Consider the following 18,692-nt stretch of genomic DNA (forward strand, 5'->3'; position numbering starts at 1 on the left):
CTCGTTTCCTTTCTATTTATAATTTCGTTGTCAAAATTATGTTATTCTAAAATATATCATATTTTCGAATAAAGAAAAGTAAATTTTCTAAAAATTATTCAAAAAGATGAAGCTCGCCAATTAGCGAGCTGTTCGTTCATATATACAAAATGTGTGTGGATAACGATTTTTTTCATCTTGCACACCTTGGCGAACGGTACGAAGCACCCATTGCTTTTCATCAATTGGTGGAAAGAATGTATCTCCTGTAAACGTTTCGTCAATGTGTGTAACGTACAATTGATCCGCAAACGGCATCGCTTGTTCAAACACTTGCGCTCCCCCAATAACAAACACATGACCATATTGCTGTTCTACTTGTTCAATATCATCAATTGAATGAATCACTTGAACATTCGAATTCGCTGAAAACGTGTTGTCCCGTGTAAGTACGATGTTTATTCTTCCAGGAAGCGGACGGCCGATCGATTCAAATGTTTTTCGCCCCATGACAATCGGATGCCCCATAGTTACATGTTTAAAATAAGCTAAATCCGCCGGTAAGTGCCAAGGTAATGTATTGTTCCGACCAATAACTCGATTTCGATCCATCGCAACAATGATAGAAATCACTTCACTCACTTCCCTTACACAGACACGTCCGCTTTAATATGCGGATGCGGATGGTAATCAACAATTTCAAAATCTTCAAAGCGATACTCAAAGATAGAAGCTGGTTTTCGTTTAATGACTAATTTCGGAAGTGGGCGCGGTTCTCTCGTTAATTGCAACTTTGCTTGTTCGATATGATTCATATATAAATGAACGTCACCGCCAGTAAAAATAAGTTCTTTCGGTTGTAGATCGCATTGTTGAGCAACCATATGCGTAAGTAGTGCATAGCTTGCGATATTGAACGGAAGACCTAAAAACGTATCAACCGAACGCTGTTGCCACATGCACGATAACGTTCCATTTTCCACGTAAAACTGAAAAGCATAATGGCAAGGAGGCAACTTCATATTGTCTAATTCCGCAACATTCCATGCGCTTACTAAAAGACGGCGCGAATTTGGATTGTGCTTTATTTGTTCAATCACTTCGCTAATTTGATCAATCGTTCGACCGTCCGCTCCCCTCCATGAACGCCATTGAGCTCCATATACCGGTCCTAAATCTCCATTTTCATCTGCCCATTCATCCCAAATTGTTACACCATTTTCTTTTAAATAACGAATATTCGTATCCCCACTTAAAAACCAGAGCAACTCATGAATAATGGAACGAATATGTAACTTTTTTGTTGTAAGTAAAGGAAATCCTTCGCGTAAATCAAAGCGTAATTGACGTCCAAAGACAGAAATCGTCCCTGTTCTCGTACGGTCATCTTTATACACACCGTTTTGTAAAATATCTTCAAGTAATTGTAAATATTGTTTCATGACACCCTCACCCTTTTTTATGTACTGTCATTTATTATGACATAAACCATAAAAGTAGGAAAGACAAAAACCGCAGGATTCCCCTACGGTTTAACAAATACGCGGCAACATTAATCCAGTTAATCGATATAATCGTCGTGTTGTGCCAAGCGGTGTTCGCAACAATAATTGACCTTTGTTTGTTGCTCGAACAGTTCCGATCACAGCTGCATCTTTTCCTTCAGGTTGAGAACGAAGGGCATCAAGAACAGCCTGTTCATCTTCTTTCGGAACGATCATGACCACTTTTCCTTCGTTAGCCAAATAGAGCGGATCAAACCCGAGCAATTCACATGCTCCTTCCACTTCTTGTTTTACTGGGATACGTTCTTCCTCCAATTCAATCGTTACACCAAAATCTTCACAAATTTCTACAAGGGCAGTCGCTAATCCCCCGCGGGTTGGGTCGCGCATTAGGCGAATGCGTTGACTTGCCTGTAACGCTTTGGCAATGAGCGGATACAATGTTGTACAGTCGCTCTCAATCGTTGATACAAGCCCTAATTCCCCTCGGGCAACTAATATAGCTACTCCATGATCACCAACTGAACCGCTGACAATGACCGAGTCCCCTTCACAAATTTTCGGCTCAAGCGAATGTGAAATGACTCCGATCCCTGTTGTATTAATATATAATCCATCCGCACTACCACGTTCAACGACTTTTGTATCGCCCGCAACAATCTCCACATTGACTTTTTTCGCTTCTTCAGCCATCGACTGCACGATCGTTTTTAAATCACAAATTGGAAATCCTTCTTCGATAATAAAACTACACGTCATTACTTTCGGGATCGCTCCAACGACCGCTAAATCATTTATTGTTCCAGCTACCGCCAGTTTTCCAATATTTCCACCCGGAAAGAAAAGCGGTTTAACGACAAAACTATCTGTTGTCATGGCTAGCTCGTGGGGATCTAACGTAAACGTAGCTGCGTCGAATTTTGCATGACGATCGTTACGAAACATAGAAACAAAAACGTCTGCAATGAGCTGATGGGCTAACTGTCCTCCGTCCCCATGAGCGAGCGTGATTCGCTCCATTCGTTACTCCTCCCTCATATATTGATAATACGCGGCACAACTACCTTCTGATGACACCATACAAGGTCCAATCGGCTGAAGCGGTGTACATGCTTTTCCAAACAATGCACATTGCGGTGGATCAATAAGTCCTCGAATGACTTCTCCACAACGACACTTTGTTCGACGTGGTTCACGCGTTAAAACGGAAAACTTCACTTTCGCGTTAAATCGATCATACTCTTTCTTAAAATCCATTCCGCTTTGAGAAATCACACCGATGCCACGCCATGCCTCGTCACATAATGTAAAATAATGGTTCATCCAATATTTCGCTTGTACACTTCCTTGTTCAGTCACTACACTTTTATAATCGTTTAATACAATAGCATGCTGTTTGAGTGCTAACATTAATAAATGACGAATTGCACTTAACATATGTAATGCTTCAAATCCACTAATTACTGCAGGCATATTGTATTCCGTTGCTAAAAATTCAAAATGAGCTCTCCCCATCACCATGGATACGTGCCCAGGTAGTAAAAAACCGTCTAGTGACACTTCTCTCTCGTGAAGCAATTGCCGCAAAATTGGCTCCACTAGCTTTGTCGACATCCACATGGAAAAATTGTGCACTTGCTTTTCTTCTGCTTCTTTTATTGCTGCAGCTAAAATCGGGATGGTTGTCTCAAACCCTATCCCTAAAAAAATAACTTCTTGATGTGGATGCTGTTCAGCAATACGAACCGCATCAACCGGAGAATAGACGACACGCACATCTTTTCCTTCTGTCTTCGCTTGCATCAACGTTCCATAAGATCCAGGCACCCGCATCATGTCGCCAAATGTACAAATGATTCGGTCCGAACCATCTGTCAGAGAAATCATTGCATCAATCGTTACTTGATCAGTGACGCAAACAGGACAACCGGGACCAGAAATGAGACGAACGTATCCTTCGAGCGCTTTTTTAACTCCCGTACGAGCAAGTGCCATCGTATGTGAGCCGCACACTTCCATAAACGAAGGCATTCGTCCAAACGTTTGTTGAAACTGGTTCGCCAACATCTGTACTTCTTGTAACAACGTTTGACTGAGCGTTGAACGAGTTGGGCTATCCATCACGTCTAGCATCGACTAACTTCCTCCATTCTTCCAAACTCTCTTTTGCATACTGTTCATCAATAATTGACATCGCCTGTCCAGCATGCACAATGACATAGTCACCTATTTTGACTTCAGGAACAAAAATAATTCCAACATCCATTTGTGATCCCATGACATCTACTCTTGCGGAAAAACCGTCAATATGTAACACTTTCGCCGGTACTCCTACACACATACACGATCCCTCCTATGCGCTGCGATGATTAACTGTCCAAGAGCTAGTCCTCCATCATTACATGGTACTTTTTGATGGGTGTAAACACATAATCCAAGCTTACTGAGTTCTTGACGAAGACGTTTAACGATATAACGATTATGCATACTTCCCCCTGATAATACAATGTTTCGTTCGTATGTTGGATATTGTTGTAAAGCTAAACGAACTAATTCAACAGACGCTTGAACAACTGTTTCATGGAAGCGACCAGCAATGATATTCACTTGTTCATGAGCTTCAACATCTTCCCATATCGCTTGCCACATCTCTGCCAAATCAATTTCCCATTCATCCTGTTTTTTTATTTGAAATGGATAAGTTTTATATATTTTTGTATCATCAATGAATTCAGAAAGTCGAACAGCCGCCTCCCCATCGTACGTACTATGTGTACAAACGTACAAAAAAGCACTAACGGCATCAAATAGTCTCCCACACGTACCTGCCAAAGGCGAGTGTAACCCTTTTTCAATCATTTGTTTTAATACGCGTATCTCTTGTGCTCGTTCGGTAAATCGCTTCTCTGCTAGAGCATATCCTTGCTCGCCGAAATAATGCCCAAGCATGCCGACCGCTGTACGCCACGGTTCTTTTATACAACGCTCTCCCCCTGGAAGTGGAGTATACGTTAAATGACCGAGCCGCTTATATTGCGAAGCATTTCCGTACAGTAGCTCAAACCCCCATATATGTCCGTCCTCCCCGTATCCTGTTCCATCTAAAATAAGGCCAAAACAAGAAGAGTGTATATGATTTTCCTCCATGCACGAAACCATGTGTGCATGATGATGTTGGACAGCTACAATGTCGGCATTCCATTGTTTTGCGATATTCCACGTTTCATAATTTGGATGCAAATCAACAGCAATTGTTTTTGGGGTCACTCCCATCCATGTGCGTAAATGTTCGTATTCCCTTTGGAAATGTTCCACGACTTCTACATGCTCTAAGTCACCGATATGAGGCCCTAAAAAAATTTGATGATGTCTTCCAAATGCGAATACATTTTTTTGTTGACCACCAAGTGCAACAATTTCATGAACGTCATACTTCGTCTCCAACGGATCCGGAACAAAACCACGCGCTCGCCGAATAAAATGAATCTTTCCATTTTCTACTTGAACAACAGAATCATCAATAGGGTGAACAATCGGACGATTATGTACAAGAAAATAATCGGCAATGCCTTGTAAATCACGTAAAGCTTGGTCGTCTTCGTATATCATTGGCACCCCTGAACGATTCGCACTTGTCATCACGACAACAGGCAATCGATCATCAAGCAATAAATGGTGAAGTGGCGTGTACGGTAACATCACTCCAACTGTTTGCAACCCCGGAGCAACCGATGGAGCAATCATTGTGTTTTTTCTTTTTTTAACAACAACGATGGGAGCTTCCGGCGAAATGAACAACTGTTTTTCTTCCGCGGTGACATGACATAATTGTTCTACAATATCAAGGGAAGCCGCCATGATCGCTAGCGGACGATGGGGCCGTCGCTTTCGCATTCGTAATTGTTGAACAGCCTGTTCATTTGTCGCATCACAAGCTAAGTGATACCCACCTAATCCTTTCACCGCAACAATCGCCCCAGCACGAATATATTGCTTCGCTTGTTGAATGGCATCACCTTGCACCGTTTGTCCATCTTGCTTCAATAATGCAACAGATGGACCGCATGTTGGACAAGCAATAGGCTGAGCGTGATGACGGCGGTTCATAGGATCTTCGTACTCTTTTGCACATCGCCCACACATTTGGAACGAACGCATCGATGTAAACGGACGATCGTACGGCAACTGTTCAATAATCGTATAACGTGGGCCACATTGTGTACAATTAATAAACGGATAGCGATACCGACGATCATCTGGATCATACATTTCTCGTAAACAATCTTCACAAACAGCAGTATCAATTGGAATCACGAGCGAAGAACTTCCCGTTCGTTCGCTCGGAATGATAGAAAAATGTTCAAACGCTTGCCATTGTGCTAAAGTGACAATGATCTCATCAATACGAGATAGCCGCGGTGCTTCCATCGGTAAAGAGTGAATAAACTGATCGACTGCATATGCATCGCCTTCTATATGAATAAAAACCCCGTCCATGTTGTTTTGGACTGTTCCTTTTACTTGATATCGCTGAGCAAGTGCGAAAATAAAAGGACGGAAGCCAACTCCTTGCACTCGTCCTTTCACTGTGATATTGACTGCTTTTTGCATCGGGCAACCCCTTCTCGAATCCAATGTAACCATTCATCCATGCCTTCACCTGTTTTTGCTGATAACGGCAACAACTTAGACTGTGGATGAATACATGATAAATCTTCTTTCGCTTGTTCGACATCAAAATCAAGATACGGCAGTAAATCTATTTTATTTAGTAAAACAAGCTCTGTTCTCATAAACATTGTTGGATATTTTGGGATTTTGTCATTTCCTTCTGGTACGCTTAACACAGCTACTTTATGCTGCTGTCCTAAATCATAACCAGATGGACAAACAAGATTTCCTACATTTTCAATAAACAAAATATCAAGCTGTTGAAAATCAAATTGTGGTAAAACAGCCGCAATCATGCGGGCATCTAAATGGCATCCTCCATGCGTGTTAATTTGTACGGCTTGCGCACCAAGGGCACGAATGCGATCTGCATCTTTTTCTGTTGCTAAATCCCCTTCAATGACACCAATACGAAACTCATTTGCTAACGCCTCTATCGTCTTTTCTAAAATGGTTGTCTTCCCTGCGCCTGGTGAACTCATGATATTAATAACAAGCGTATTCGTTTCCTCAAACAATTGCCGGTTAAACGAAGCTGCACGGTTATTGTTTGTTAACACATCAACTTCCAATGTAATTTTCATCCGTCGAACTCCCTTCATATGCCAATATACGAAATGTTTCTCCTGCTACAATGTTTCCGCTCGGAAGTAAACATGCCGGACATTGAGCAATTTTTGTCACAGGTTCATATTGGCTTCCACAAATGGCGCAAACGGCTTTTGCTTTCTCTATATGAATAATCAATTCAGCATCTGTTGTTAAACAGTTATTTGTTTGCATTTTATACACATCGAATGCAAATTGTAATGCGTCTGGAAGTACATTGCTCAACGTCCCAACAAGCAATTCTACCTTTTTTACATATTTCACCTGTTTTAATTGAGCATCTTGCTCAATTAACTGGACGATTTCCCCCATTAATGCCATTTCATGCATACGAATCCCTTTCTATTTGCACATACCATTCGTTTCCTTCTTGTTTTGTAGGAAGAAGTGGCATATGCAAAGTTCCGTTTTGTGAAAATACATACCATTCCCGATCACAATACAAACAAATAAAGCGACGATCTTGCACAATATAATGCGGCATGACTTGACAATGTGAACAAATGGCTTTTCTTACATATAACGTTCCTTCCTGTTTGTAAACAATGAGCGGGATGCGATCAACAGTTTTGATTTCAACATCACATATATCATCGCACGAGCCAATAGCGCGCCACGTGCGATGATCGGAAAATAGTTTCTTCATTTTTTCCACCTCGTCTTCTAATAATGGGGCGGAAGCTTCTTTCATTGTTTCAATTAAACTATTACGCATCATTTTTAAAAATTGCAGGCGATTCATGGCGTGCAACACCACTTCTCCACTTGGTGAACAACTCGCTCAACAACGTGTGGAAGCTGCGCTTGGACAATTGGTGATAACTCTAATCCGAGAGATAAAGATGCAGGTTGAACTCCAAATAAAACCATTTGCTTTGGACATGTTTGACGTATTTTTGCAGCTGACAACACTTCCTGAAAACCGAGTTGATGAATAGACATTTTAATTCCAAAATATGATGGAATTTCATCATCGATTAACGTAACGATTGTTCCTGCTTCTTTTCCTGCATTGACAGCATCGATAATTACCAAATACTCCGTTTCTTCAATTGTCCCAAGTAAACGCATCCCATCCGTTGAACCTTCAATCACTTCTACCTCGTCATATTTCGCCAATTTTTCTTCTAATAAAGGCAAAATATGAATGCCTACTCCTTCATCGGAATATAGTAAATTTCCAATTCCGAGAACCGTTATTTTTTTATTTTTCATCCTGTTCACCTAATGCTTCTTTTTTTCGTTCGAGTTTATAGCCAGTAAAAATAGATGACATCGTTCCATTTCGTTGTAAATAGTCTTCACGAAATGCCATATATACGTGTACAACAGTAAAAATGATAAACCCCCATGCTACAAGATGATGCCACGAACGAACAGAATAGCTATCGCCACCAAATAAATGAGCAGCCCACATAAACATTTTTCCATAAATTGATTCTGGTTGTGATTCAAATAATAAATAGTAACCTGTAAGCATCATGATGATCGAACCAAGACCAATAAAAATCCAATAACTTAATTGAGCGAGCGGATTATGTCCAATATAATGTTTTTTATTGTTTTTCATAAATAAGTAATATTTTATTGTTTCAAACGCTTCCTTCCAAAAAGAAAGACGAAACGGATTCGATGTTGCATGCTCATTTCCTTTGTACACCCAATACCAACGAACAGCTAAATTAATAGTAAAAAGAAAAGCAACAAAAAAGTGAATGTAGCGCGCCCAACCCATCAAAAAGGAATAATATGCCTCTTCTTGAATAGATGCGGACACGAACGGGCGGCCAATGAACACGCCCGTAATCATTAACACTAGAATAGAAAAAGCATTAATCCAGTGAAAAATACGAACAGGCAACTCCCATACGTACACTTTCACCATGTGATCGTTTAATTCAATATGTTTTGCTTTTCGCGACCGTTTCCAAATGACTTCCGTCCGTTTTTGTTCAATTTTTGGATTTGTCGGGATCGACATACACTCCCCTCCTACCCAATACGAATATGAGTCGTTTGTTTCGATTCAAGATCTGTTAAATGAACCGCACATGCTAAGCATGGATCGAACGAATGGACGATGCGCAAAATCTCTAACGGCTTTTCTTTATCAAGCAATGGCGTTCCTTTTAAAGATGCTTCATACGCACCAATTTGTCCTTTATGGTCACGCGGTGAAGCATTCCACGTCGTCGGAACAACCGCTTGATAGTTTTTCGTTTTTCCATCTTCAATTTCAATCCAATGACCTAGCGCTCCACGCGGCGCTTCCATCCATCCGACTCCTTTTGCTTTTTTCGGCCACGTACTTGGCTCCCATTTTGTTCGGTCAAATGTAATTTGATTTCCATTGCGAATATTCGCCAATAATGCGTCCATATCGTCACGCATCCATTTTGCAACAAGAATGGATTCAAGTCCGCGCGCTACTGTACGACCAAGTGCTGAACGCATCGCTTCAAGCGGCCAATTCAATTTTTTTAACGTGTCATCTATTAATCCGACAAACTCATCTTTCTTTAAAGCATAGCCAATGAGCATGCGTGCAAGTGGCCCCGTTTCCATTGGATGTTCTTTCCATCTTGGGGATTTTAACCAGCTATATTTTTCATCTGTATTTAATGTTTTAAACGGTGGCTTTGGTCCTGTATAACGAAGCGATGTTTCACCCTCCCACGGATGCTTACCGACACCACCTTCTTTTCCGTCATACGTATACCATGAGTGATCGATAAACTCTTTTACTTGTTCTGGATCTTTCGGATCGACATCGAGCACTTCATTAAGATTTCCATTTAAAATGACACCACGCGGGAAACGATATAAGTGAACGTCTCGAATATCCCCTGTTGAAAAATCTCCATAACATAAATAGTTGTTTAAACCGCCACCATATGTCCAATCTTTATAAAATGAGCCAATCGCCAATAAGTCTGGAATGTAAACATTGTTGACAAACTCTACTGCCTGATCAATAATTTGCGAAACGTGCATTAAACGTTCGGCATGAATAGCATTATCGCTATTCACATCAATTGGCGTAGCCATTCCACCGACAACATAGTGAGGATGAGGGTTTTTTCCACCAAAAATCGTATGAATTTTCACAATTTCTTTTTGCCAATCGAGCGCTTCTAAATAATGAGCAACAGCAAGCAAATTCACTTCAGGTGGTAACTTATATGCTTTATGCCCCCAATAGCCGTTTGCAAAAATGCCGAGTTGTCCACTATCCACAACTTTTTGTACTTTCATTTGAATGTCTTTAAAATAACCTGGGGACGATTTTGGCCAACTAGAAAGTGATTGAGCAATACGGCTTGTTTCGTTTGGATCTGCTTTAAGCGCACTTAATACATCAACCCAATCAAATGCATGTAAATGATAAAAGTGAACGACATGGTCATGTAAAAAAACAGCCGCGTTCATAATGTCACGAATCAAATGTGCATTTCTTGGAATTTTAATATCAAGCGCATCTTCAACGGAACGGATAGAAGCTAAAGCGTGTGTTGTTGTACAAACACCACAAATGCGTTGCACATATGCCCAAACATCGCGTGGATCGCGATCTCGGACAATTAACTCAATGCCACGAACCGCTGTACCCGAACTAAATGCTTCTTGAATCACACCGCTGTCATCAACATCTACTTCAATGCGTAAATGCCCTTCAATTCGCGTTACTGGATCGACAACAATACGTTCTGTCATCTTTATTCACCTCAATCATGATGTTCATCTTTTTTCTTCATTGCCGTTACTGCAGCATGGGCAGCAACACCTGCAGCGGTCACACCAACCGCAATCGCTCCAACGGTTTCTGGATTAATCGTCGTTTGAGATGCAGGAATTTTAGCGCGACGAACGAAGAAAGGACCGTTATCCCAAAAGCCTTTTTCAGAACAACCGATACATGGATTTCCGGATTGAATTGGATAGCTAACCCCACCGTTCCAGCGCATTTCTGCACAAGAGTTATATGTTGTTGGCCCCTTACAGCCTACTTTATATAAGCAATATCCTTGTCTTGCTCCTTCATCGTCAAACGATTCCGCAAATAATCCCGCATCAAAATATGCGCGACGATTACATTTATCATGAATACGATGACGATAAAATGCTTTCGGTCTGCCAAGATGATCAAGCTCTGGAAGTTTCCCGAACGTAATAATATGCGCAATGACACCCGTCATGACTTCTGCAATTGGTGGACATCCTGGCACTAATATGACAGGTTTATCTTTCACAAAATGCGTAATCGGTTTGGCTTTTGTTGGATTTGGATATGCAGCAGGAATCCCTCCCCACGATGAACAGCTTCCGTATGCAATAATCGCTTTTGCTCCTTTAGCTGCGCGAAGAAACGTTTCTTTTGCCGATACGCCCCCAACGGTTAAAAATGCATCATCTGTCGGCAAGCTTCCTTCTACTGCAAGTATGTATTCTCCCGGATAATGTTCAAGCACATGTTCGAGGGCAGCTTCAATTTGATGACCTGAAGCAGCGGAAAGCGCTTCTGAATACTCGAGAGAAATCATGTTTAACAGCACACTTTCCACTTTCGGATGCGTAGAACGAATAAATGATTCAGAACAACCTGTACAGTCTTGAAACTGTAACCAAATAACGGGAACGCGTTGGTTCTTTTCCATCGCTGCAACAACTTGATCGGTTTGTGAAAAATCAAGTCCCATTGTCGCAGCAAGTGCTGTACACATCTTTAAAAAATCGCGTCTTGTGAAACCGCGATCAAGCACTTCTTCTAAAATTGTTTTTCTTTTCACATAGCTCCTCCCCTTTACTTGATAACGTTTACAATTGATTATATATCATTATTTACCTTTATGTTATTTTTGTGGCATAATTGTAACAAAATGTTCTTAAATATATTAACAACGTGAAAATAGTTTTTATTATAATAAGTGGGTAAATAAAAAAGCGCCTTCTATTCGGAAGACGCTTCTTGCTCCAACTGTTTTTCTTTTCGTTTATACACAAATTTTGAGATTGATATACTTACTTCATATAACAAAAGCAATGGGATCGTTACTAAAAAGTCGGAAATAAAATCTGGCGGTGTAATCGTGACCGCGATAATTACTAATACAAAATACGCGTATTTTCTCACTTTTTGCAACGCATACGGATTAATGATTCCAATACTTGTTAAAAACATAACGATAATTGGCAATTCAAACAAGATCGCAAATGGAATCGTCATGTTCAAAATAAAACGAAAATACTTTTCTGTTGTAAACATCGTTGCGAACAAATCTTCACCGAGGCTCATTAAAAAGTGAAACACCATAGGCAATACAACAAAGTAACCAAAACATAAACCGAGTACAAATAGCAAAAATGTCGCTGGAATATATGACAGCGTTACTTTTCGCTCTCGTGGTGTAAGAGCAGGTTTCACGAACATCCATACTTGCCAAACGAATACAGGAATCGTCATTGTAATGGCAAACACGCCAGCTAACATCACATATACCCATAAAATATCGGTCGGACCTAAAATCGTTAGCTTCACATCCAAATCAGCGATTAACCAACGATATAAATCTTGGACAAAAATGAATCCTACAATAAAAAATAAAATAAGTGCTCCAACAACAATAAACACGCGTTTGCGTAATTCTTCTAAATGCTCGACTAGCGTCATCTCTTTGTCTTCATATCGTTTCTTTTCTTCCACGAGCGTAAACACCAACCTTTTTCCATGTTAAAAACGGCAACACATCGTTGCCGCCTTATGATTTACGCGCTTCTTTCTTTTCATCAAGCTCCTCTAATACTTCATCACGCAATCCTTTTGTTGACTTTTTAAACTCACGCAATGTTTCACCAAAAGCCCGTCCGATTTCAGGTAATTTTTTCGGTCCGAAAATGACAAGAGCGATGACAAGAATTAAAATTAAGCCAGGTACTCCGATATTTGAAAGCATAACGTCATCTCCTTTTTTTATACATACGCTTCTTTTATTGTATTGCTAAGATCTTCATTTTTCAATGACAAATTTTTAAGAGGTGTGAGAAATGTTTGACAATCAACATACAGTGTACGCTATTTTCTTTACCATAACTAGCGATGTCACTATAAAAGTCGGTCAATTAGGCAATTTTTTATTCCCAAGCGGAAACTATATTTATGTAGGAAGCGCGAAACGAAACATTCAATCACGTATTCAACGTCATATGCAAATGGAAAAACGAAAACGTTGGCACATTGATTACATTCGTCCGTATGGTACAATTACACATGTGCAAACGTATTCCTCCGAACTGAGTGAATGCGAACGTGCCCAACAGTTGTTTCAACAATATAAAGGTCGATGGATTGTAAAAAAATTCGGCTCATCGGACTGTCGCTGTTTTTCCCATCTTATTTATTATAAAGAATAAACGAGGGACGTATTCCCTCGTTTAACTTGCTTTCTCATATTTTTTTCGTATTTTTCTTCCGATTTTGCAATAATAACTGCACATGCCGCATCGCCTGTAATATTCACGACTGTTCTCGTCATATCGAGTAAGCGGTCAACACCTAAAATGAGCGCAATTCCTTCAACAGGTAGACCGACGGATGTTAACACCATGGAAAGCATAATTAAACCAACACCTGGAACGCCTGCTGTACCAATGCTCGCAAGTGTTGCTGTTAAAATGACGGTCAAAAGATCGCTAAATGTTAAGTCCACACCATACACTTGCGCGATAAACATCGTTGCCACACCTTGCATAATGGCTGTTCCATCCATATTAATTGTGGCCCCAAGAGGTTGAACAAAACCGCTAATGCTTTTCGGAACGTTTAAATTTTTTTGTGCTGTTTCCATCGACACTGGCAACGTAGCATTGCTGCTCGATGTACTAAACGCAACCGCCATCGCTGGAGAAAATCCTTTAATAAACGCGATAGGGCTCATTTTCCCAAGTGTCCATACCGCCATACCATACACGACGAAGAAATGAATAAATAACGCTAACAATACAGCAAACATATATTTCCCCATCGCTGCAATCGCATCAAATCCTTGTCCGCCAATTGCAATGGCAATTAATGCGAACGCACCATATGGCGCAAACTTCATCACCCATTCTACTAAATACATGAGAAGATCATTTGCTTGTTCTACAATGACTCGCACTTGTTTTACTCGATCACCGAGGCGAGCAATGGCCATTCCAACCAACACCGCAAATACAATGACTTGTAACATATTTCCTTCAACCATAGCTTGGAATGGGTTTGTTGGAATAATATTCAATAATGTATCTACAACTGGCGGAGCTTCTTTCTTTTCAAACGATGCCCCTTCTAAATTAAAATTCCCTTCTCCTGGACGAATCACAGATCCTAATGTTAAAGCAATAACAAGCGCAAGAGAAGTAGTAATTAAAAAGAATGCGATTGTTTTGATACCAATACGACCAAGTTTTTTCGGATCACCAACACCAGCTGCTCCTAAAATGAGCGATACAAGAACAATTGGAACAACAAGCAATTTAATCAAGTTAATGAATATTGTTCCAAGCGGATTGAGTACGTATGTTTTTGCGAGGTCAAACCATTCTGTTGGAAGAGCTAAGTTGAAAATGAGTCCAACGATAATTCCTGCAAACATTCCTAGTAAAATTTTTTTCGTCATTGACATATCCACACCTCCATCAATTTCTGCGTCTTTTGCTGTAAAACGTATTCAACTTCGTATGGGAAAAGGGTTAAGGGAGAGGACCTATTCAATTGTAAATGTTTTTTTTAAAATTGTAAAGAAAAAATGAATATAATTGTTAGAAAAGTGGTTGAATTTCTTTTTTTACAAAAAAATAACTACCACAATGATGTGGTAGTTTACGAACGCTTTGTTTTTTTGCGACTCGAATCCGCTTCGATGTTTCCTGTTTCATGCTCAGTCGTACCTTGCCCTTGAATCTCTGGTGAACTTAATCCTGTTTTCGAAGCATCTTTTTTTCGTTTCCCCACTTCATTCACCTCCTACTATCTTATTTTGCTTCATTTATGAAAGTTCAATCGTTCCAAAATGAAATTTTGCTGTTTTTCTTCGATAAACGAAAAAATGAAATTGATCAAAACGTGAACTTTGCCAATGGTCTTTTAGCACAACTCGTTGTCGAGCTACTCGTTTCGCTTGTTCGATATCTTCTGCTGTAACATCCGTATATAGCGCTGCCTGTTTTAATCCCCTTAGTCCATCCGCTTCCTCAATGCTTACTTCAAACATCGGATCCAGATAAACGACATCATATGACTGATCATCACATTGCGCTAAAAAAGAGCGAAAATCGGCATAATGCACATGAATGCGTCGCATCGCTTCATTCAGTTGAACAACATCACTTTCCCAATGACGTAACCCTTGTTTTGTTAAGTAAGCGATATATGCACTTCCTTCGATCCCTACCACTTTTCCTTCTTCACCAACAACTAAGCTAGCGACTATGCTATCAGCTGCTAATCCAAGCGTACAATCTAAAAACGTCATTCCTTTTTGTAATTTCGTCGCTTGTAAAAAAGGTTCACTTTCCCCTTTTAAAATACGCTTCGCACGAAAAGAGGCAGAATTTGGATGAAAAAATAACGGTTCATCTCCGTTAATCAAATGGATTTCTAATCTTTCTTTCCCTACAACCAAAACAGGTTCAGCTATCTGTTGCTGAATGGCTGGAATGGAACGTTTCTGACGCGGAATGTACGGAATTTGTAATTCTTCGGCAATTTGTTTCGCTTTTTCAATCATTTGTTCGTTTGTTCGGCCAGCAGTTGTCACAATCATACGTTCACCCCAAAAGAAAAAGGATGTCAATCGGACACCCTTAACAATGTTTTTCAAAAGCTTGCATAATATTTTGCATAATATTTTCAAGCGAATTTGCTTCGATATCGTGGCGCGGAATAAAATGAACAACTTCTTTTCCTTTTAATAAGGCCATCGATGGCGAAGAAGGTTCTATACCAACGAAATACTCACGCATTTTAGCCGTTGCTTCACGATCTTGTCCAGCAAACACTGTCACAAGATGGTCTGGTTTTTTCTCACTCATTTGTACCGCCTGAATAGCCGCCGGACGTGCAAGCCCTGCTGCACAACCACAAACGGAATTAATGACAACAAATGTCGTTCCTTCTACTTGTTCTATAAATTGTTCTACTTCTTCGCTCGTACGTAATTCTTTAAATCCACCGCTGACTAATTCATCACGCATCGGTTGTACTACTTGGCGCATATATTCTTCATATGACATAAACATACGTGCATCCCTCCAAATCATTCTTGCTTTTACAAGGATACAACAATGCAAATAGAAAAATCAATAAAATAAAAAACATTGAACAATTTTCTAAAAATTTTTATAATGAATATATTTATATGATGTAAATGGAGGTTGAGAACATTGCCAATTAATATTCCTCGTGATCTTCCAGCTAAAGAAATACTAGAACAAGAAAATATTTTCGTCATGGATGAAGATCGCGCCTATTCTCAAGACATTCGACCGTTAAACATTATCATTTTAAACTTAATGCCGCAAAAAGAAAAAGCAGAAACACAGCTATTGCGTTTACTTGGAAATTCACCGCTACAAGTACATGTCACTTTTTTACGTCCTGAAACACATGAAGCGAAAACAACATCAAAACATCATCTTGATCAATTTTATACAACATTTCAACATGTTCAGCATAGAAAATATGATGGCATGATTATTACCGGTGCACCCGTTGAACATTTGCCGTTTGAACAAGTCGATTACTGGGATGAGTTAACTCAAATTATGGAATGGACAAAGACGAATGTCACATCTACGTTACATATTTGTTGGGGTGCACAAGCAGGGATGTACTATCATTACGGTATTCCAAAATACGATTTACCCCAAAAATGTTTCGGGGTATTCGATCATGTGTTAGAACAAAAGCACGTGAAACTGATTCGTGGATTTGACGATATTCATAAAATCCCACACTCTCGCCATACAGACGTGAAACGTGAACATATCGAAGCGGTTTCAGAGTTAACGATTTTATCTTCATCCGAAGAAGCTGGCGTCTGTCTCGTCATTTCAAATGATGGAAAACAAGTGTTTTTAACAGGGCACCCAGAGTATGATGCCACAACGCTAAAAGAAGAATATGAACGAGATGTGGCTAAAGGGTTGGATATTCAAATTCCAAAATATTATTTTCCGCATGACGATCCGAATAAGCAACCATATAACAAGTGGCGTTCTCATGCGAATTTACTGTTTGTTAACTGGCTCAACTACTATGTGTATCAAGAAACGCCTTACATTTGGGAGTAAGCTTTCGCTTTTTGCGAGAGCTTTTTTATTGATATATATTCAAATTTGAATATAATAATTTGTATATCATTCATACGAAGGAGCGTAATAAAAATGGAAAATGAACAACGACATTTATCGTTTATTGTAGCTGGATTGTTATTAGCAATCCTAATGGCAGCGATGGATAACACAATTGTTGCAACGGCAATCGGGACGATCGTTGCTGATTTAGGTGGCGTAGATCAATTTGTTTGGGTCACATCTGCTTATATGGTTGCCGTCATGGCTGGTATGCCGATATTCGGGAAATTGTCAGATATGTATGGTCGAAAACGTTTCTTTTTATTCGGATTAATCGTCTTTTTAATCGGTTCTGCGCTCTGTGGTTTAGCACAAAGCATTGTACAACTTAGCATTTTCCGCGCGATTCAAGGAATTGGTGGCGGGGCATTAATGCCGATTGCATTTACCATCGTATTTGACGTGTTCCCACCAGAAAAACGGGGAAAAATGACAGGATTGCTCGGGGCGGTCTTTGGGATATCAAGCGTGCTTGGTCCGCTCCTCGGTGCCTATATTACCGATTACTTAAGTTGGCATTGGGTATTTTACGTCAATGTCCCAATCGGTTTATTGTCCATTTTTTTCATTGTTCGTTATTACAAAGAAACGACACCACACACGAAACAAACTATCGATTGGTTCGGTGCACTTACTCTCATTGTTACAGTCGTTAGCTTAATGTTCGCCCTTGAATTAGGTGGAAAAAAATATGATTGGGATTCATTCACCATCATATCGTTATTTATGATTAGTGCGATTTTCTTACTCGCATTTTTGTATGTAGAAACAAAAGCAAAGGAACCAATTATCTCATTTTCACTATTTAAACGACGAACATTTGCTGTAGCGCAGTTGCTTGCTTTTTTATACGGTGCGACATTTGTCATTTTAACTGTTTTTATCCCGGTATTTGTACAAGCGGTTTATGGCGGTACAGCAAAAAATGCTGGATTAATCTTAATGCCAATGATGCTTGGATCTGTTGCAGGCAGTTCGTTTGCTGGTATTTCACAAACGAAAACATCGTATCGAAACATTATGTTTATTTCTGTGATCGCCTACTTTACAGGCATGCTTCTACTTAGTTTCATGACACCGGAAACATCGCGTATATGGTTAACTGTGTATATGGCAATTGCGGGATTTGGCGTTGGGTTCTCATTTTCTTTGTTACCGACTGCATCAATGCACAATTTAGAACCACGTTTTCGTGGAACAGCGAATTCAACCAATTCGTTCTTTCGCTCGCTCGGCATGACGCTCGGCATTACCATTTTCGGAACGATTCAAACAAATACATTAACTAACAATTTAAAAGAAACTTTCGGTTCGATGCCATCAGCACATTCGTTCGATCCACGTGCACTATTTGAAGCAGGAGCACGCGCACAAATTCCAGCACCTATTTTACAAAAAATTGTCGATGCGTTGGCATCATCCATTACGTATGCATTTACGCTCGCATTAATCCCAATTGCTCTTTCATTCCTATTGATTTTCTTCATGGGAAATGAAAAACTAGAAATACAAAAAAGGGCAAAAGTAGGGGAATAA

At 39.9% G+C, this 18,692-nt stretch carries 22 protein-coding genes; 3 read left to right on the forward strand and 19 right to left on the reverse strand.

The window, feature by feature from the left end; translation table 11 throughout:
• Positions 1 to 120: 120 nt before the first annotated feature.
• From K1I43_RS07190 to K1I43_RS07260, 15 genes are all read right to left on the reverse strand, one after another.
• Positions 121 to 612, reverse strand: a complete 492-nt coding sequence (locus tag K1I43_RS07190; protein WP_019416523.1) for a dihydrofolate reductase — start codon at positions 610 to 612, stop codon at positions 121 to 123.
• A gap of 14 nt (positions 613 to 626) precedes the next feature.
• The gene (gene thyA / locus K1I43_RS07195) at positions 627 to 1,421 is read right to left on the reverse strand and encodes a thymidylate synthase (protein ID WP_019416524.1); all 795 of its coding nucleotides are present in this window, start codon (positions 1,419 to 1,421) and stop codon (positions 627 to 629) included.
• Positions 1,422 to 1,511: 90 nt separating this feature from the next.
• The gene (hypE, locus tag K1I43_RS07200; protein WP_009361208.1) at positions 1,512 to 2,504 is read right to left on the reverse strand and encodes a hydrogenase expression/formation protein HypE; all 993 of its coding nucleotides are present in this window, start codon (positions 2,502 to 2,504) and stop codon (positions 1,512 to 1,514) included.
• Between the two features lie 3 nt (positions 2,505 to 2,507).
• On the reverse strand, positions 2,508 to 3,617 hold the full coding sequence (gene hypD / locus K1I43_RS07205; RefSeq protein WP_019416525.1) for a hydrogenase formation protein HypD: 1,110 nt from the start codon (positions 3,615 to 3,617) through the stop codon (positions 2,508 to 2,510).
• Positions 3,598 to 3,825, reverse strand: coding sequence for a HypC/HybG/HupF family hydrogenase formation chaperone (locus tag K1I43_RS07210; RefSeq protein WP_009361206.1), 228 nt, complete (start codon positions 3,823 to 3,825; stop codon positions 3,598 to 3,600). Before K1I43_RS07210 ends, hypD begins: the two co-directional genes overlap by 20 nt.
• The gene (hypF, locus tag K1I43_RS07215) at positions 3,816 to 6,095 is read right to left on the reverse strand and encodes a carbamoyltransferase HypF (RefSeq protein ID WP_019416526.1); all 2,280 of its coding nucleotides are present in this window, start codon (positions 6,093 to 6,095) and stop codon (positions 3,816 to 3,818) included. The genes K1I43_RS07210 and hypF overlap by 10 nt, the downstream gene beginning before the upstream one ends.
• Positions 6,068 to 6,739: a hydrogenase nickel incorporation protein HypB gene (hypB, locus tag K1I43_RS07220; RefSeq protein WP_009361204.1), complete on the reverse strand. Its 672-nt coding sequence runs from the start codon at positions 6,737 to 6,739 to the stop codon at positions 6,068 to 6,070. The genes hypF and hypB overlap by 28 nt, the downstream gene beginning before the upstream one ends.
• A complete protein-coding gene (locus K1I43_RS07225) occupies positions 6,717 to 7,094 on the reverse strand; it encodes a hydrogenase maturation nickel metallochaperone HypA/HybF (RefSeq protein ID WP_009361203.1) in 378 nt (125 codons plus the stop codon). Before K1I43_RS07225 ends, hypB begins: the two co-directional genes overlap by 23 nt.
• A complete protein-coding gene (locus K1I43_RS07230; RefSeq protein ID WP_019416527.1) occupies positions 7,087 to 7,506 on the reverse strand; it encodes a hypothetical protein in 420 nt (139 codons plus the stop codon). The genes K1I43_RS07225 and K1I43_RS07230 overlap by 8 nt, the downstream gene beginning before the upstream one ends.
• The gene (locus tag K1I43_RS07235) at positions 7,503 to 7,979 is read right to left on the reverse strand and encodes a HyaD/HybD family hydrogenase maturation endopeptidase (RefSeq protein ID WP_019416528.1); all 477 of its coding nucleotides are present in this window, start codon (positions 7,977 to 7,979) and stop codon (positions 7,503 to 7,505) included. The genes K1I43_RS07230 and K1I43_RS07235 overlap by 4 nt, the downstream gene beginning before the upstream one ends.
• Positions 7,969 to 8,745: a Ni/Fe-hydrogenase, b-type cytochrome subunit gene (cybH, locus tag K1I43_RS07240; protein ID WP_019416529.1), complete on the reverse strand. Its 777-nt coding sequence runs from the start codon at positions 8,743 to 8,745 to the stop codon at positions 7,969 to 7,971. The genes K1I43_RS07235 and cybH overlap by 11 nt, the downstream gene beginning before the upstream one ends.
• Positions 8,746 to 8,756: 11 nt before the next feature.
• Entirely contained in the window at positions 8,757 to 10,478 is a 1,722-nt protein-coding gene (locus K1I43_RS07245) for a nickel-dependent hydrogenase large subunit (RefSeq protein WP_019416530.1), read from the reverse strand.
• An 11-nt stretch (positions 10,479 to 10,489) separates the two neighbouring features.
• Entirely contained in the window at positions 10,490 to 11,551 is a 1,062-nt protein-coding gene (locus tag K1I43_RS07250) for a hydrogenase small subunit (RefSeq protein ID WP_009361198.1), read from the reverse strand.
• Positions 11,552 to 11,712: 161 nt separating this feature from the next.
• On the reverse strand, positions 11,713 to 12,432 hold the full coding sequence (gene tatC / locus K1I43_RS07255; protein ID WP_192813507.1) for a twin-arginine translocase subunit TatC: 720 nt from the start codon (positions 12,430 to 12,432) through the stop codon (positions 11,713 to 11,715).
• Between the two features lie 88 nt (positions 12,433 to 12,520).
• Complete coding sequence (locus K1I43_RS07260) at positions 12,521 to 12,715, reverse strand: twin-arginine translocase TatA/TatE family subunit (RefSeq protein ID WP_009361196.1); 195 nt, start codon at positions 12,713 to 12,715, stop codon at positions 12,521 to 12,523.
• A 91-nt stretch (positions 12,716 to 12,806) separates the two neighbouring features.
• On the opposite strand from K1I43_RS07260, the gene K1I43_RS07265 reads away from it, so the two are divergent.
• Entirely contained in the window at positions 12,807 to 13,172 is a 366-nt protein-coding gene (locus K1I43_RS07265) for a GIY-YIG nuclease family protein (RefSeq protein ID WP_009361195.1), read from the forward strand.
• Here the strand turns inward: K1I43_RS07265 and K1I43_RS07270 are convergent.
• From K1I43_RS07270 to K1I43_RS07285, 4 genes are all read right to left on the reverse strand, one after another.
• Complete coding sequence (locus K1I43_RS07270) at positions 13,160 to 14,425, reverse strand: dicarboxylate/amino acid:cation symporter (protein WP_220382628.1); 1,266 nt, start codon at positions 14,423 to 14,425, stop codon at positions 13,160 to 13,162. The genes K1I43_RS07265 and K1I43_RS07270 overlap by 13 nt on opposite strands.
• A 197-nt stretch (positions 14,426 to 14,622) precedes the next feature.
• Entirely contained in the window at positions 14,623 to 14,754 is a 132-nt protein-coding gene (locus tag K1I43_RS07275; RefSeq protein ID WP_081957740.1) for a YuzL family protein, read from the reverse strand.
• A 34-nt stretch (positions 14,755 to 14,788) separates the two neighbouring features.
• Positions 14,789 to 15,565 (reverse strand): class I SAM-dependent methyltransferase, encoded by a 777-nt coding sequence (locus tag K1I43_RS07280; protein WP_019416533.1) that lies wholly within the window; start codon positions 15,563 to 15,565, stop codon positions 14,789 to 14,791.
• Positions 15,566 to 15,605: 40 nt separating this feature from the next.
• Positions 15,606 to 16,040 carry a BrxA/BrxB family bacilliredoxin gene (locus K1I43_RS07285; protein ID WP_026011451.1) on the reverse strand — a complete coding sequence of 145 codons (435 nt, stop codon included), beginning with the start codon at positions 16,038 to 16,040 and terminating at the stop codon, positions 15,606 to 15,608.
• 144 nt (positions 16,041 to 16,184) lie between these two features.
• On the opposite strand from K1I43_RS07285, the gene metA reads away from it, so the two are divergent.
• Together metA and K1I43_RS07295 are read left to right on the forward strand one after the other, a co-directional pair.
• A complete protein-coding gene (gene metA, locus K1I43_RS07290; protein WP_026011452.1) occupies positions 16,185 to 17,093 on the forward strand; it encodes a homoserine O-acetyltransferase MetA in 909 nt (302 codons plus the stop codon).
• A 93-nt stretch (positions 17,094 to 17,186) separates the two neighbouring features.
• A complete protein-coding gene (locus K1I43_RS07295) occupies positions 17,187 to 18,692 on the forward strand; it encodes an MDR family MFS transporter (RefSeq protein ID WP_026011453.1) in 1,506 nt (501 codons plus the stop codon).

Origin of the sequence: Anoxybacillus sp. ST70 (assembly GCF_019553625.1) — a bacterium.
In the GTDB taxonomy this organism is placed as follows: Bacteria; Bacillota; Bacilli; order Bacillales; family Anoxybacillaceae; genus Anoxybacillus; species Anoxybacillus gonensis.

What these genes read in the sequence shown, in the direction of transcription:
- thyA (WP_019416524.1), bottom strand. Translation starts at nt 1,421, where the DNA reads ATGAAACAATATTTACAATTACTTGAAGATATTTTACAAAACGGTGTG.
- hypE (WP_009361208.1), bottom strand. Translation starts at nt 2,504, where the DNA reads ATGGAGCGAATCACGCTCGCTCATGGGGACGGAGGACAGTTAGCCCAT.
- hypD (WP_019416525.1), bottom strand. Translation starts at nt 3,617, where the DNA reads ATGCTAGACGTGATGGATAGCCCAACTCGTTCAACGCTCAGTCAAACG.
- K1I43_RS07210 (WP_009361206.1), bottom strand. Translation starts at nt 3,825, where the DNA reads ATGTGTGTAGGAGTACCGGCGAAAGTGTTACATATTGACGGTTTTTCC.
- hypF (WP_019416526.1), bottom strand. Translation starts at nt 6,095, where the DNA reads ATGCAAAAAGCAGTCAATATCACAGTGAAAGGACGAGTGCAAGGAGTT.
- hypB (WP_009361204.1), bottom strand. Translation starts at nt 6,739, where the DNA reads ATGAAAATTACATTGGAAGTTGATGTGTTAACAAACAATAACCGTGCA.
- K1I43_RS07225 (WP_009361203.1), bottom strand. Translation starts at nt 7,094, where the DNA reads ATGCATGAAATGGCATTAATGGGGGAAATCGTCCAGTTAATTGAGCAA.
- K1I43_RS07230 (WP_019416527.1), bottom strand. Translation starts at nt 7,506, where the DNA reads ATGAATCGCCTGCAATTTTTAAAAATGATGCGTAATAGTTTAATTGAA.
- K1I43_RS07235 (WP_019416528.1), bottom strand. Translation starts at nt 7,979, where the DNA reads ATGAAAAATAAAAAAATAACGGTTCTCGGAATTGGAAATTTACTATAT.
- cybH (WP_019416529.1), bottom strand. Translation starts at nt 8,745, where the DNA reads ATGTCGATCCCGACAAATCCAAAAATTGAACAAAAACGGACGGAAGTC.
- K1I43_RS07245 (WP_019416530.1), bottom strand. Translation starts at nt 10,478, where the DNA reads ATGACAGAACGTATTGTTGTCGATCCAGTAACGCGAATTGAAGGGCAT.
- tatC (WP_192813507.1), bottom strand. Translation starts at nt 12,432, where the DNA reads ATGACGCTAGTCGAGCATTTAGAAGAATTACGCAAACGCGTGTTTATT.
- K1I43_RS07260 (WP_009361196.1), bottom strand. Translation starts at nt 12,715, where the DNA reads ATGCTTTCAAATATCGGAGTACCTGGCTTAATTTTAATTCTTGTCATC.
- K1I43_RS07265 (WP_009361195.1), top strand. Translation starts at nt 12,807, where the DNA reads ATGTTTGACAATCAACATACAGTGTACGCTATTTTCTTTACCATAACT.
- K1I43_RS07270 (WP_220382628.1), bottom strand. Translation starts at nt 14,425, where the DNA reads ATGTCAATGACGAAAAAAATTTTACTAGGAATGTTTGCAGGAATTATC.
- K1I43_RS07280 (WP_019416533.1), bottom strand. Translation starts at nt 15,565, where the DNA reads ATGATTGTGACAACTGCTGGCCGAACAAACGAACAAATGATTGAAAAA.
- K1I43_RS07285 (WP_026011451.1), bottom strand. Translation starts at nt 16,040, where the DNA reads ATGTTTATGTCATATGAAGAATATATGCGCCAAGTAGTACAACCGATG.
- K1I43_RS07295 (WP_026011453.1), top strand. Translation starts at nt 17,187, where the DNA reads ATGGAAAATGAACAACGACATTTATCGTTTATTGTAGCTGGATTGTTA.